The organism is Pantoea sp. PvP021, assembly GCF_054056055.1.
In genome coordinates this window covers 1-14,293 of the sequence record NZ_JBSRXX010000002.1, presented here as the reverse complement: position 1 = coordinate 14,293, position 14,293 = coordinate 1, and the positions used below count along the sequence as shown (strand labels likewise).

Here is a 14,293-nt window from a genome sequence, read left to right as displayed (position 1 = left end):
TCAAGTCTGAGCAGGGTTTTTAAACGGCAGCGGGCGACACTACCGTGGTGCGTCATGAAGTAAGTGCGTTTAAAACTCTTCCGGCTCGCCCGGCAGTGGCTCGGTCAGTTCCTGCCCCTTTACACCGGCATAGGTAATCACCAGTTCGGCTGGCTCATCCAGTGTGTAACCGCGATGCGCACTGTTGACCGTCTCATTGAGGGCTTCACCCGCATGGAAGGTGCGCTGTTCGCCGCTCTCTTTATCCTCAACAATCAGGGCGCCGGAAAGAATAAACGCCGCATTCGGCATTGGATGGGTATGCCAGGGCAATGACGTATGGGTAGGTAGTGAGAGCCGCATAACGGTCAGCTCAGGTTCGCCGGTGGGATAGGCCTCAAGAACGTCACCGTTCCAGGCCTGGCTGCTGCGCATCACTTCAACCGCGTTAATTTCGTTATCTTGCTTCGACATGGTTAATCCCTGTTAATAATCAATAGAATGCCAGTAGTGACCGATAAGTAAGCTTAGAAGAAAACTGTGTTGATGCCCGCCTGCGTTTTAATAAGCCTGTTAACAGGAATTTTCCGCCAGCGAACAGAGGGATGAAAACCGGCCATTAGCGGACTGGCTGAATTACTGATTAATTAATGTTCAATATTTGCGTTGTGGTTATAAGATATATTCCTCAGTCAGTACGCAACCTGTGAGTTCTGTATTATCTTTGAAGCCATCAACCACCTGAGGGATTTCTGATAATGAAAGGTCTGTTTACGGCATTACTCGCCAGTTCTGTTCTACTATTATCCGCCTGCTCAAAAGATGACGATAACAAAGTTAAAGTTGCGATTAATACCGGGCCTGATGAAGCAATCTGGCAGGTGGTAAAGCAGGTGGCGAAGGATAAATACAAGCTCGATGTCGAAGTGCTTAACTTCAATGACTATGTGCTGCCAAATGAAGCGCTGAATAACAAAGAAGTTGATGCTAACGCCTTCCAGAGCCTGCCTTATCTGGAATCACAGTCTAAAGAGCGCGGCTATAAGTTTGCGGTAGTGGGTAAAACGTTCGTCTTCCCGATTGCTGCCTATTCGCACAAAATCAAGAACATCAGTGAGCTGCAGAATGGTGCCACTATCACCATCTCTAACGAAGCCACCACGCTGGGACGCAGCCTGCTGCTCCTGCAGGCGCAGGGTCTGATTAAACTCAAACCGGATGTGGGGTATTTACCGACCTCACTGGATATCATCGAAAATCCAAAAAACCTGAAGCTGGTTGAAGTGGATACCCCACAGCTGACCCGCACATTAGACGATCCCAACGTGACCCTGTCGATCATTAATACTAATTTCTCGGCTCAGGCTGGATTATCAGCGCACCGCGATGGCTTATTTATGGAAAGTGCCTCATCGCCTTACGTCAATGCGCTGGTATCACGTGAAGATAATAAAGACAGCGATAAAATTCAGAAGCTGAAGTCAGCGCTGCAGTCACCGGAGGTGGCGGCCAAAGCCGAAGAAGTTTACAAGGGTGATGCGATTAAAGGCTGGTGAGTTGCCCGATAATCGATCATTAACGATCAAAAAAGGCCGCACTCTGTTGCGGCCTTTTTTATATCTGCACTTTTACAGGCACATCTGCCAGCACTTATACATCCGCGCCAGCCCGCAAGATCACAGGAACGGTTACGCAGCTGCGCCTTTTGGCTGAGCAGAGAGATGCCCTGCCCACAGACTGGCGACCCATTTCACCCCTTTAGACGTAAAACGTGCCTGAGAGAAAGCGTGCTGATTTTCGCCCGTGCCGGTATGCAGCGTAAAGTAGCCGGCCTGCATATGGTAGTGCTGCGGCGTCAGGGTGCCTTTTGCGCGATACATAATGTTGCGCTCCAGCAGAAACTGGCGAAACTCCGGTTCTTTCACTTTCAGCATTTTGCAGAGCTGCCGAAAACCCAGCGAGTCATCAACCTCAACGAAGTTATCAAAGAACGCCGCCTTGGGTGCCGAGAGAGCCAGCTGCTGCTCCGCCGCCTGACGCTGTTCAAACTGCTCAGCCCAGGCGCGAGCGGCTTCAGCCGGATTGGTAAAGTCAGGCAGATGGGTCGTCTTCTCGCGGTCCTGCCAGCGATCCAGCACTTCTGCAGTGAAGCCTGGCGACAGGCGTGCCACGGCCAGCAGCGAGTCACGCTTGCACAGACGGTACTCCTGACGCACTTCTCCTTCCCGCTCATACTCATTCACGCTGAGCGGCTGGGAGAGACGCTGAGCCGTCTCCAGACTTTTGATTAACCGCTTCACTTCTCCGTGTGTAATACCGGTCATCTGAGCCAGTTCACGACTGCTCATTGTGACCGATTGTTCCAGAGATTTGAGGCTTTCAGTTGAAATCATCATGGGTTCACCCCTCGCTAACGCTACCAATACCCGGCGGGCAGTCGATTAATTATACAAATACCTGTTCAAATATCCAGTATTTTATTTAAGCAATAACGTAACTGGAAGCTGTTACGCAAACAACAGGGTGTGAGGCGGTTTGGCGGGCTGAAGCGTGCGTGCTGAATGCCTTGCAGGAGGCGTTGCGGGCTTTTGCGGCAGCATAAGCGGGTAATCCATCGCTCAGTTATTTACATATAATCACAATGATGGACACAGACTCTTTACATTACAGTATAGTGAAGGCTGTCAGCAGGTTACTGGCCTGCCGGGCTCACTATTTTGATTCGGGGTGCAGGGGCGAAATCTGGCCCGTTACCACTGAATGTCACCTTTTACTGGAGTAAGTCATGCAGCCGTTGAAAGTCGCCTTTATTAAAGCTAACTGGCACAGCGAAATCGTTTCTCAGGTTCTGACAGGATTCGAACAGGAACTGGAAAGCCGCGGTACCTCATATGAGATTAAGACATGGGATGTTCCGGGCGCTTTTGAAATGCCGCTGCTGGCGCAACGCCTGGCGCAGACCGGCAACTACGATGCGATTGTCTGTGCAGCACTGGTGGTGGATGGCGGCATCTATCGCCATGATTTTGTCGCGCAGGCTGTGGTAAGTGGTCTGATGCAGGCGCAGCTGACAACCAATGTGCCCGTCTTCTCTGTGTCACTTACGCCACATAATTTCCAGCCATCGGCAGAGTTTATCGACTTCTATACTCAGCATTTCGTGAAAAAAGGTCAGGAAGCGGCGCGTGCCGTCTGCCAGATTCACGCCCTGGAACTCTGATACGACTGTAACGAATGCTGACAATGCGTTTGCCTGCGCTGTTAAGGAGAGAAAGTTGGAAAATTCACGTCCGCCTCTACCGCCATTTACCCTGGCTGCACAGGCGATTGAAAAAGTCCGGCTGGCTGAGGATGGCTGGAACAGCCGGGATGCGGAGCGAGTCGCTCTGGCCTATTCAGCGGACAGTAAATGGCGCAATCGCGATACCTTTCTGACCGGCCGGGCAGAAATCATCGCCTTCCTGCAGCAAAAATGGCAGCGGGAGCAGCAGTATCGGCTGATTAAAGAGTTGTGGAGTTTTGACCAGAACCGGATTGCGGTGCGGTTCGCCTATGAATGGCATGACGAGCAACGGCAGTGGTATCGCTCATATGGCAACGAGAACTGGGCCTTTGATGAGCAGGGTTTAATGCAGCAGCGTTATGCCAGCATCAACGATCTGAAAATCAGTGAAGAACAGCGGCTGTTTCACTGGCCGCAGGGCCGACGCCCTGACGACCATCCTTCACTGAGCGAACTGGGCTTATAGCACCAGCCCTTCCAGCGGAGAGCGCAGCTCTCCGCCGTCATCCACTCAGCCCTGCTCGTCCTTGTTCTCAACAAAGGTCGCTTTGTTGCGTGTGACCGTATAAGCCACCTTTTTGACATCGTCCGGTGACGTGGTCACTTCTACCGGCGCAATGGTCACCCGACCCATACCAAACAGAGTGGGTACATAGCCACCGACCTGGTGTTTTCCGGCCGGAACATGCAGCAGCATGCTTTCGCCGTTAGGCAATCTGCCGGCGTCTTTACCATCTACAGTCAGGAATACACTGGAGCCATCATCTGCGCGGGTCTTGATGTGTGAGACATCAATCTGCGTCGGGCCAGCAGCAAATTCATCTGGCGCATCGCTGGCGGCATGTTTTGCACAGCCAGTCAGTACAGCAGCAACCGTTACAACGGCGAGACTAAAACGATAACGCATTGGGCACTCTTTCTCCTGATCATCAGAACCCGCTATTTTAGCGATTTAGCGGGAGGATGTAAGGGGGATAAGAGTCGGCATGCTCTTAAAAGAGGCTTAAAAGTACCGATTTCCCGGTATATTTGCGTAAAGAATATTTACTGAATAAATACACAGTATTTTTATTGCCTGATCGCAGCGCTTTTAACCTGCTGATCAGCATAAATTTAATCGGAGAATAACAACGAATAAGCGTAGCGTCACAGGCACATAGCGCCGGTTTGCCTTAACTCTGCCTCTGTTAATTGGCTGTTATAAGGTTCATAGTGGTGGTTCATCCCCGGTTAATCCCGGCGGCCTTCCCCTCTACAGAGGGCACGATATGCATTCTTATACCACCGATACTGTTTGCGCCATAACCGGCACCCATCCCGCTAACCTGAAGAGCTGGATGAAGCAGGGATTACTGACGCCGCAGCAGTATCAGGAACGCTGGAGTGAGCATCACCTCAGTGAAATCCAGACCCTGGTTGGCTTAACAGCCACTGGCGCGACGCTCGACGAAATCTGGCAAGGTCAGCAGGCTGCTTCGACGGTCACCACCTTTGGCTGGGCGGCGCGCAAAGGTGACCTGCTCTGGCAGCTGGAATTTGGCACACCGCTGTCGCTTTCACGTCAGATGCACACGATGTCCAGCCATTATAGCGGTGATGATTTCGTCATTAATCTGCTGCGGCCGCTGAGCGCCTGGCTTTACGCCGATCTCCGTCGGGGAGCGTCACGTCGCCTCAACCGTTTTGAGCAAACCGTGCAGCAGCAGGCGGATAAAGTCATGCGCGCCTCATCGCGCAACGAATCTTCTATTCCTCTGTTTCTGGAAGCGGTGAGCGTACTTGATAAAACCGAAATCTGGCTTGAAGCCATTCGTCTTACTGCGATGGGCTTTAATGTCGAGGTTGACTCGCGTGCAACCGGGCTGCCAGCCGTTAAAACCGACCTTCATCAGCATCATGTGATGTGGTGTGGTGCCGGCATCAGCCAGCAGATGCAGGACTATTTTGAACAGCAGAGTCTGGATGGCCATCCGGTAATGCTCAGTGGACCTGATTGTAACCTGCAATTTGCCCAATCCAACGCCTCCAGCGCTGCCTGACAGCAGGCAGCGCCTTCTTTACCCCTGTTTTTCCGCGCCAGTAAATAATTTTTTTCGTTAAGAATCTCTTAAGGTGGTTCCGTATACTGGTGCCACAACCCTGACTCATTGACGAGACTAAGATGAAAAAGACCTTACTGACCTTCAGCCTTCTCCTGTTACCACTCACTTTTACTGCTGCTCACGCGGCCTCTGGCCTGACCGGTTGTGCAGCCAAAAAGCAGGAGATTGAGACCCAGCTCTCTTTTGCCCGCCAGCACAATAATACCCATCAGGTTGCCGGCCTTGAAAAAGCGCTGAGCGAAGTAAATCAGAACTGTACCGAAAGCAGTCTGCTAAAGCAGCGTCAGGAAAAAGTGGCAGAGAAAAAGTTGAAGGTACAGGAACGCGAACAGGAACTGGCTAAAGCGAAAGCAGAAGGCCGCAGCGCCAGCAAGATCCAGAAGCGCGAAGATAAACTGGCTGACGCTCGCCAGGAACTGAAAGAAGCCGAGCAGGCTCTGCATCAGTAAAACTCATTCTGGCCAGCCACTGCGCTGGCCCGTTATTCTCCCTTCCCCAGCCCTGACCCTCTCTCCTTTCTAAATACCTGATTAGCCTGCGCTATTAACGTCCAATCCATTACTTTATGTAATCCTTTGATTACTTATTCTCATGCACTTAATTGGTGCAGCAAAGTCAACATGGTTACGATCAATTATTTAACTTTTTGAACGCCCTCAAAGATTTGAAAGATAGCGATATTTCCTGTCCTATGCAGAAAATACGCACTCCACGCGCATCTTTATTCGTCTGTAAGGGGCCAGCAATACTAATCTATTCACTTACCCTGCCCCAAAATAGGGCATTACAGCGATGTGGCATGGCTGATGCCACATCTTATTTGTTTCAGTAGTGTTAGATTATGTCGGCGCAATGCAATGCGCTCTCCATCCACGGCTCCACACAATAAATAACTTCATTAAGAAAGGTTTTTTATGGATAAGTTATCTTATGCGTCTGAAAGCAGCACATCTGCCTGGTCCACCTATTTACAGCAAATCGACCGGGTTGCGCCCTATCTGGGCGATCTTTCACGTTGGATAGATACTTTGCGTCATCCAAAACGTGCGTTGATTGTTGATATTCCTCTCCAGATGGATGATGGCTCAATTCGCCATTTCGAAGGCTATCGCGTTCAGCACAACCTTTCGCGCGGCCCAGGAAAAGGCGGTATTCGCTACCATCCGGATGTCGACCTTAATGAAGTGATGGCGCTCTCCGCATGGATGACCATCAAATGCGCGGCGGTTAACCTGCCTTATGGCGGCGCTAAGGGCGGAATCCGCGTTGATCCGTTCAAACTGTCCGACGGTGAACTTGAGCGACTGACCCGCCGTTACACCAGCGAGATCGGCATCATCATCGGGCCGCAAAAAGATATTCCTGCGCCAGATGTCGGGACCAACAGCAAAGTGATGGCGTGGATGATGGATACCTACTCCATGAACCACGGCACAACGATTACCGGCGTTGTCACGGGCAAACCGATTCATCTGGGCGGTTCACTGGGGCGTGAAAAAGCCACCGGTCGCGGCGTGTTTATTACCGGACGCGAAGTGGCACGCCGTGCAGGTATTGAAATTGAAGGCGCACGCGTTGCGGTCCAGGGCTTCGGTAACGTCGGCAGCGAAGCGGCACGCCTGTTTGATGAGGCGGGTGCTCGTGTGGTAGTGATTCAGGATCACACCGCGACGCTGTTTAATGCCGATGGCATCAACCTGGCTGCCCTGACCGAATGGCAGATCGCCAATAAGCAGATTGCCGGTTTCCCTGGTGCGCAGAGCATTGATAAAGAGGCGTTCTGGACCACAGGGATGGATATTCTGATCCCGGCGGCGCTGGAAGGTCAGATTACCCGCGAGCGTGCTGAAGTCCTGAGCTGCAAAATCGTGCTGGAAGGCGCAAACGGCCCGACCTATCCGGATGCCGATGACATGCTGGCCACCCGCGGCATTATCGTGGTGCCGGACGTGGTCTGTAATGCCGGTGGCGTGACCGTCAGCTACTTCGAGTGGGTTCAGGACATGGCCAGCTTCTTCTGGAGCGAAGATGAGATCAATCGTCGCTCAGACAAGATCATGACGGAAGCGATGGTACACGTCTGGGAAAAGTCGAAGGAGAAAGATTGCTCGCTGCGTACCGCGGCCTATATCGTGGCCTGTGAGCGTATTCTGATGGCGCGTAAAGATCGCGGTATCTACCCGGGTTAATGCCTGTGGCGCTGTTGTCTGCAGCAGCGCCCTTTTCCCTGCCTACTTCATCAGCACCTGAAACTTCGGATTAAATTCATCGAAAATCGGTAAAGCGGCGGCGCCGAGAGCGGCTGTATCGCTGCCGGTCATGCCAATTTTTAGTCGCATATCGTTAAGATAGCGTCCGCGCACCGACTGATAAAGCGGCGGCAATCGCTGCACCATCTGCTCCAGCAACGGCGCAGGCATCATCCCGCCAATAATTACCGCCTCAGCATCAAACACCGACTCCAGAATATTGATCGCCTGACGTAACGGCGTCGTCACATTCTCAATCCATGCGGTAAAACGCGCGGGTTCAATCTGCAACAGATCTTCGGGCAGCGCCCGCATTGGATCGAGACCGCAGAATTCATAAGCGGCCTGCAGCGAGACGTAACGCTCGAGGCAGCCCTGATTTCCGCAGTAGCAGTCGCGACCGCCCGGCTCGACCACAATGTGTCCGATTTCGCCCGCATTATGGGCGTGGCCGGTATAGATATGACCATCGGTGAAGATCCCCGCGCCCAGGCCGGTGCCGATATAGAGATAGATAAAGGAGTTCAGGTGGCGCGCCGTGCCGTGAAAGCGTTCGCCTATGGCGGCGACCGTAGCATCATTTTCCAGCGTCACTGGCAGACCGCTAATGGTGGCGAGTTCAGCCTCGATATCAACCTGCTCCCAGCCGTTCAGCGTGGTCGGCCCCACTGATGAAATGCCCTCCACACCAAAAGGCCCTGGCATCACCACGCCAATCCCCAGCACTTTCTGCCACTGAGTACCCAGGAAGGCGCGCATCTCCTCCAGCACGCTGGCAATGCACGCCAGGGTGGCAGCAGGCTGAGGCTTTTGCACCAGAACGAGGCGGCGGAAACGCACTTTACCACTGAGATCGACCAGAACCAGCAGCAGCGTCTGGTGATCAAGATGGATGCCGATCGACCAGGCACTGGTGGGATTGAGCGTAACCGGAATTGAGGGCTGACCACGCCCGCTGCGGCGCGGCTGGCGGCTGGTCAGCAGTTCGGCCTGCTCCAGTTCCGCCACGATATTCGAGACGGTCTGCGGCGTCAGCGCCGTCATGCGGGCCAGTTCGGCACGGGTCAGTTCACCGTGCAGGCGAATGGCTTCAATCACCACACGTCGGTTATGCGCCCGCGCATGTTCAAGGTTGGTACCCGAGGTTTTCATGTTGTTTTCCATTTCAGCGGGACCCGACAGTATTGGTCTCCGAATGCATTCGGGCAAACAATATCTTTGATGCTGCACGCAATTCTCGCGCATCAGGATAGGCAATTTTGCCATAAAAGCGCAGTCTGAGTTTTAGCGTTGTTACGGCTTTGTTGCAATGCCCTCCGGCACTGTGGCACGCCGTTTGCTTAGATTCAGACAGGTCAGTTCACCCACTGACCAAAATTATGCCCCCGATTAAATCAATCAAATTGATTTAATTAACCGACAGCCTGTTGCTGCACAGTGGAGAAGACCATGTCACAGCGTTACACACCCCAACTAAAAGCCGGTTTTGCCGCCTTACTGATGTTAAGCGCAGTCAGCGCGGCGGCGGCCAGCCAGATCAATGCCCTGTTTATGACCCAGGCGGCTTACAGCGAAAATGATATCCGCGCGATGACGCAAAATTTTCAGAAGCAGCACCCGGATGTCACCGTCAATCTGGAGTTTGTTCCTTATGAGGCGCTGCACGACAAGATTGTGGCAGCGCGTGGCGCGGGCGGCAATGGCTATGATGTGGTGCTGTTCGATGCCATCTGGCCAGCGGAATTCGCCCGTTTCGATTTGCTGCAGGATGTCAGCGCACGCATTACGCCAGAGGATAAAGAGAAGGTCTTCCCGGGCGCGATGAACACCGTGGTTTACAAAGGTAAAACGCTGGGTATGCCGTGGATCCTCGACACCAAATACCTTTACTACAACAAAGCGATGCTGGCTAAAGCGGGCATCACCACGCCGCCACAGACCTGGCAGCAGGTGCTGGATGACGCGAAGATCATCAAGGATAAAAAGATTGTCACCTGGCCGCTGGTCTGGAGCTGGTCCCAGGCTGAGGCGCTGGTGTGTGACTACACCACGCTTGTTTCAGGCTTTGGTGGTCAGTTCTATCAGAACGGCAAACTTAACTTCTCCAGCCCGGCTTCACTCAAGGCGCTTAACCTGATGAAAAGCTCGCTCGATGAGGGCCTGAGTAACCCGGCGTCGCGTGAATATCTGGAAGAGGATGTGCGTAAATCGTTTTCTAATGGCGATGCGGCTTTCGCGCTGAACTGGACCTACATGTACAACATGGCGAACGATCCGAAGCAGAGCAAAGTGGCGGGCGACGTTGGGATCATGCCTGCGCCCGGCGATGCGCCAGGAAAAGTGGGGGCGGTAAACGGCTCAATGGGGCTGGGGATCACCAAAGGCAGCACCCATGCCAACGAGGCCTGGCAGTACATTCAGTACATGACCTCACAGCCGGTACAAAACCAGTATGCGAAGCTCAGCCTGCCGATCTGGAAATCCTCTTATCAGGATGAGGCGGTGAAAAAGGATCAGGAGAGCCTGATCGCCGCGGCGGACAAATCACTAAACGTGATGCTGTCACGTCCGGAGACCGCTGACTATTCCCGTCTGTCGAACCAGCTGCAACAGCAGTTACAGCAGGTGTTGCTGGGTAAAGCCCCGGCGCAGGACGCGATGGCGACGGTTGATAAAAGCGCCGCCCGGCTGCGTTAAGGAGTCACGATGCTGAGTTTGCGTCAACGCGAACAGCGTCAGGCATGGGTGCTGCTGGCACCCATGTTGCTGGTGATGCTGCTGTTAACCGCCTGGCCTCTGCTGCGTACCATCTGGCTCAGCTTTACCGATGCTGCGCTGATTGGCAGTGGTGAAACGCCTGCCTGGATTGGGCTGGAAAACTATCTCTATGCGCTTAGCGATCCCGACTTTCGGGCATCGATCTGGCGCACACTCTATTTCACCCTTGTGTCTGTCACCGTTGAAGGGATTATCGGCGTGCTGGTGGCGCTGCTGCTGAATCAGAAATTCACCGGGCGCAACGTTTTGCGGGTGCTGGTGATTCTGCCGTGGGCGCTGCCGACCATCGTCAACGCCATGATGTGGCGGCTCAACTTCAACCCTGATTACGGCAGCATCAACGCCCTGCTCAGCCAGCTCGGTATCATTGACGGTTATCGCAGCTGGCTGGGATCGCCGGAGGCGGCGCTCAATGCAGTGATGTTTGCGGATATCTGGAAAAACTATCCGCTGGTCACCCTGCTGGTGCTGGCGGCGCTGCAGTCGATCCCCGAGGATCTGTTTGAAGCGGCACGACTGGACGGTGCCTCCGCCTGGCGGCGTTTCCGGGCGATTACCTTCCCGGCGATTGTTGCACCGCTCGGCGTCGCGCTGGTGTTACGCACCATCGATGCCTTCAAAATCTTCGACATCATCTACGTGATGACGCGCGGCGGCCCGGTGGACAGCACCAAGACCCTGAGCTTTTTCGTTTATCAGGAGTCGTTCAGCTATCTGCGTGCCGGCAGCGGTGCCGCCTACGCGATACTGATGACCCTGATGTGCGCCCTGCTGATCACGCTCTATCTGCTGATGTTATGGCATCAGCGCCGCCGGAGTACCGCTTATGAAAACTAAACTGCGACGGGTCCTGCGTTACGGGGCTGCGCTGCTGGTCGCCGTCAGCATTCTGGCCCCAATGGGCTGGCTGTTTCTGATGAGTGTCAGTTCTGCCAGCGATCTCTCCCGCGTGCCGCTGGAGTGGCTGCCGCGTCAGTGGGATTTCAGTCGCTATCAGGGGCTGGTTTCGCTGGCACCGAATCAGCCCGGCAACGTTTTTCTGCACGCGCTGGGTAATAGTTTGCTGGTGGCGACGGTGGCCACAGCGATCTCGCTGCTGCTGGCGATACCTGCGGCGTTCAGCTTCTCACGCTACAGTGGTCGTGATGCCTGGCTTTCCGGCGCTCTGGCAATCTATATGGTGCCGCCCGTGGCGTTTGTGCTGCCGCTCTACTTTCTGCTGCAACAACTGGGGCTGCTCAACACCCGTCCCGGCCTGGTGATGGTCTACTGTTCGCTGATCCTGCCGTTTCTGACCTGGATGCTGAAGAACCAGTTCGACTCACTGCCACGTGATATCGAACAGGCAGCACGGCTTGATGGCCTGCGCTTCTGGCAGGTTCTGCTGCGCATTACGCTGCCGCTGGCAAAGCCGGTGCTGGGCGCTGCCGCGCTGTTCGGCTGGCTGCTCGCCTGGGATGAGTTTTTCTACGCGCTGCTGTTCACCAGCAATATTTCGGCACAGACCCTGCCGGTCGCCATTGCCGGTTTTACCGCAGGACGCGCGACCGATGACGGGCTGATCGCGGCAATCGGCATTCTGGCTTCGGTGCCGCCACTGTTTATTGCCATCTGGTTGCAGAAGACGCTGGTCAGCGGTCTCACCAGCGGCGGAAGTAAGGGATAATCATGGTCACTACCCTCACGCCCACCCTCTATGTGGTGGGCAATATAAATGTTGATTTAATCATGAGTACGCTCAGCGACTGGCCGCAGCGCGGCACGGAAGTGATGCTGCAGCACAGTGAGTTACGTCCCGGCGGGTCCGCAGGTAACTGTGCGCTGGCGCTGGAGGCGATGCAGGTGCCGCATCGGGCCATTGCCAATCAGGGCGACGATGGCTTCAGTCACTGGCTCGCCAGTCACTTTCCTCATAGCGCTGCATACTGGCCGCGCTATGCCTGTGAAACCTCGCTGACGGTAGGCGTGACCCATCCCGATAACGAACGCTCGTTTCTCAGCAATCACGGCCATATTACCGTGCTGACCGCGGACGATGTGCTGGCCCAGTTGCCGTCGCAGGCGACGTCGGGCGACATCGTCCTGCTGTGCGGCACCTTTCTCTGTCTGGAACTCTATGATCACTACCCGGCGCTGCTGGCCGCGCTGCAACAGCGTGGCTTCTGTGTCGCCGTGGATACCGGCTGGCCGCCTGCGGGCTGGAGCGATGCGCTTCGCTTACAGATTGGCAACTGGTTAGCGGACTGTGACTGGCTGCTGCTGAATGAGGTGGAAGCGCTGGGCTTATCGGGCGCAGAACTGCTGGATCAAAGCGGTAAACAGCTGGCAGCCCGGCTCAGTGGTCGCGGCGGCTGTGTGATTAAGTGTGGCGCAGAGGGCGCACGTCTCTGGTCTGCCGCCTCTGTGCAGTATGCTGCTGCCCAGCCGGTGACGGTGGTAGATACCATTGGAGCCGGTGACAGTTTTAATGCCGGTTTTCTTACTGCACTGCTCTATCACCAGCCATCGCACACGGCGCTGCGCTGGGGCATTGAAGTGGCATCACAGGCGATAAGCAGCTCTCCGCGCCGCTATCCCAGCTGGCAACAACTCCAACTATCAAATGAGGTGCGCTGAACATGGCCAGTGTTGAACTTGTACAGGTGGCGAAGCGCTACGGTAAACAGAGCGTGCTGCACCCGCTGGATTTAACCATTCCTGATGGCAGTTTCACTGTGCTGGTCGGCCCCTCCGGCTGCGGCAAATCAACCCTGCTGCGGCTGCTTGCCGGTCTGGATACCGTCTCTGACGGGGCGATCATGCTGGATAAAAAACAGATTAACGATCTCGATCCTGCTGACCGGGATATCGCCATGGTGTTTCAGAGCTATGCGCTCTATCCGCATCTCACCGTCGCGGAGAATCTGGCGTTTCACATGCAGGTGAAAAAGGTGAAGCGCGAGGAGCAAAAAAGCAAAATCGCCCGCATTGCCGGCATTCTCGGCATCGATCAGCTGCTGCAGCGTTATCCAAGAGCGTTGTCGGGTGGACAGCGGCAGCGCGTGGCGATGGGCCGCGCCATGGTGCGCAATCCGCAGGTGTTTCTGTTTGATGAGCCGCTTTCTAATCTTGATGCGCAGTTACGCATGGAGCTGCGGGCCGAGATTAAGTCGCTGCATCAGCGTTTCAAAACCACCATGGTCTATGTTACCCACGATCAGGTCGAGGCGATGACGCTGGCGGATCAGATTGTAGTGATGAAAGAAGGGGTCATTGTGCAACAGGGTGCGCCGCTGGCGATTTATGACCGCCCGGTAAACACCTTCGTGGCGCGGTTTATCGGGTCACCGCCGATGAATCTGCTGGATGCCCGTTTCCAGACACGCGATGGGCTGCCTGGCGTCTGCTGTGGCGAGCAGTGGCTGCCGTTGCCGCGTCGCTGGCACAGTGCGGCACAGCAGCAGGCCGATCAGCCGGTCACGCTTGGCGTACGACCCCACGATCTGATTTTTGATGCCAGCGGGCAACCGGCGGCGGTCAATATTGTTGAGATCACCGGCGAATCGACCCTGCTACATCTGAACTGGCAGGGTTTCCCGCTGCATATGCAACTGACCGGCCGCAGCGATGCCGTGCCTGGCGGCACGCTGCCGGTGACCGTTAATCCGGATAAAATGCACTTGTTTGATGCCAGCAGCGGTGTGCGGCTGACGGAGCAGTGATAAAAATAAACCCGCCAGCGGCTAATGCCAGTCAGTTAAGCGACAGATGATAACGCAGTCTGGTGCCGGGCAGGGGCCTGCTCTGAAACTTCAGTGTGTATTGTTAAAAAAGGGCACGAGAGTGGAGGCCTGAGCGCCTCTGCTGCTGAAAGGGCTATCCGCAGCGCTGAGGCGTGACGGTGGGCCAGAAGTCCACGCCGG

General features: G+C 54.8%; 15 protein-coding genes. 11 read left to right on the top strand and 4 right to left on the bottom strand.

Going from position 1 to position 14,293, the window contains the following annotated elements:
* Positions 1–69: 69 nt before the first annotated feature.
* Complete coding sequence (locus ACVKSX_RS09175) at positions 70–453, bottom strand: cupin domain-containing protein (protein ID WP_163852049.1); 384 nt, start codon at positions 451–453, stop codon at positions 70–72.
* 284 nt (positions 454–737) lie between these two features.
* Between ACVKSX_RS09175 and ACVKSX_RS09170 the strand changes: the two genes are divergently transcribed.
* Positions 738–1,535, top strand: coding sequence for a MetQ/NlpA family ABC transporter substrate-binding protein (locus ACVKSX_RS09170; RefSeq protein WP_010247110.1), 798 nt, complete (start codon positions 738–740; stop codon positions 1,533–1,535).
* A 132-nt stretch (positions 1,536–1,667) separates the two neighbouring features.
* Here ACVKSX_RS09170 and ACVKSX_RS09165 read toward each other — a convergent pair whose 3' ends face one another.
* On the bottom strand, positions 1,668–2,375 hold the full coding sequence (locus tag ACVKSX_RS09165; protein WP_010247108.1) for a phage antirepressor KilAC domain-containing protein: 708 nt from the start codon (positions 2,373–2,375) through the stop codon (positions 1,668–1,670).
* A 389-nt stretch (positions 2,376–2,764) separates the two neighbouring features.
* On the opposite strand from ACVKSX_RS09165, the gene ACVKSX_RS09160 reads away from it, so the two are divergent.
* The gene (locus tag ACVKSX_RS09160; protein ID WP_122889383.1) at positions 2,765–3,199 is read left to right on the top strand and encodes a 6,7-dimethyl-8-ribityllumazine synthase; all 435 of its coding nucleotides are present in this window, start codon (positions 2,765–2,767) and stop codon (positions 3,197–3,199) included.
* A gap of 55 nt (positions 3,200–3,254) precedes the next feature.
* Positions 3,255–3,728, top strand: coding sequence for a nuclear transport factor 2 family protein (locus tag ACVKSX_RS09155; RefSeq protein ID WP_033773958.1), 474 nt, complete (start codon positions 3,255–3,257; stop codon positions 3,726–3,728).
* A 45-nt stretch (positions 3,729–3,773) separates the two neighbouring features.
* Here the strand turns inward: ACVKSX_RS09155 and ACVKSX_RS09150 are convergent, their stop codons facing one another.
* Positions 3,774–4,169 (bottom strand): hypothetical protein, encoded by a 396-nt coding sequence (locus ACVKSX_RS09150; protein WP_033760447.1) that lies wholly within the window; start codon positions 4,167–4,169, stop codon positions 3,774–3,776.
* Positions 4,170–4,530: 361 nt separating this feature from the next.
* On the opposite strand from ACVKSX_RS09150, the gene ACVKSX_RS09145 reads away from it, so the two are divergent.
* The 3 genes from ACVKSX_RS09145 to ACVKSX_RS09135 all read left to right on the top strand — a co-directional run bounded on the left by ACVKSX_RS09145 (position 4,531) and on the right by ACVKSX_RS09135 (position 7,553).
* On the top strand, positions 4,531–5,301 hold the full coding sequence (locus ACVKSX_RS09145) for a MerR family transcriptional regulator (RefSeq protein ID WP_073970681.1): 771 nt from the start codon (positions 4,531–4,533) through the stop codon (positions 5,299–5,301).
* 122 nt (positions 5,302–5,423) lie between these two features.
* On the top strand, positions 5,424–5,813 hold the full coding sequence (locus tag ACVKSX_RS09140) for a DUF1090 domain-containing protein (RefSeq protein ID WP_010247098.1): 390 nt from the start codon (positions 5,424–5,426) through the stop codon (positions 5,811–5,813).
* Between the two features lie 465 nt (positions 5,814–6,278).
* Positions 6,279–7,553 (top strand): Glu/Leu/Phe/Val family dehydrogenase, encoded by a 1,275-nt coding sequence (locus ACVKSX_RS09135; protein WP_354438805.1) that lies wholly within the window; start codon positions 6,279–6,281, stop codon positions 7,551–7,553.
* Between the two features lie 42 nt (positions 7,554–7,595).
* On the opposite strand, the gene ACVKSX_RS09130 is transcribed toward ACVKSX_RS09135, so the two are convergent.
* Complete coding sequence (locus ACVKSX_RS09130) at positions 7,596–8,765, bottom strand: ROK family transcriptional regulator (RefSeq protein ID WP_207253903.1); 1,170 nt, start codon at positions 8,763–8,765, stop codon at positions 7,596–7,598.
* A gap of 297 nt (positions 8,766–9,062) precedes the next feature.
* On the opposite strand from ACVKSX_RS09130, the gene ACVKSX_RS09125 reads away from it, so the two are divergent.
* From ACVKSX_RS09125 to ACVKSX_RS09105, 5 genes are read left to right on the top strand one after another with little or no spacing between them, the layout of a single operon-like run.
* The gene (locus tag ACVKSX_RS09125) at positions 9,063–10,310 is read left to right on the top strand and encodes an extracellular solute-binding protein (RefSeq protein ID WP_354438807.1); all 1,248 of its coding nucleotides are present in this window, start codon (positions 9,063–9,065) and stop codon (positions 10,308–10,310) included.
* 9 nt (positions 10,311–10,319) lie between these two features.
* Entirely contained in the window at positions 10,320–11,228 is a 909-nt protein-coding gene (locus ACVKSX_RS09120; RefSeq protein WP_033787031.1) for a carbohydrate ABC transporter permease, read from the top strand.
* Positions 11,218–12,057, top strand: coding sequence for a carbohydrate ABC transporter permease (locus tag ACVKSX_RS09115; protein ID WP_033760458.1), 840 nt, complete (start codon positions 11,218–11,220; stop codon positions 12,055–12,057). The genes ACVKSX_RS09120 and ACVKSX_RS09115 overlap by 11 nt, the downstream gene beginning before the upstream one ends.
* Before the next feature lie 2 nt (positions 12,058–12,059).
* Entirely contained in the window at positions 12,060–13,007 is a 948-nt protein-coding gene (locus ACVKSX_RS09110; protein WP_061902176.1) for a carbohydrate kinase family protein, read from the top strand.
* 2 nt (positions 13,008–13,009) lie between these two features.
* Entirely contained in the window at positions 13,010–14,092 is a 1,083-nt protein-coding gene (locus ACVKSX_RS09105; protein ID WP_031590703.1) for an ABC transporter ATP-binding protein, read from the top strand.
* Positions 14,093–14,293 lie beyond the last annotated feature (201 nt).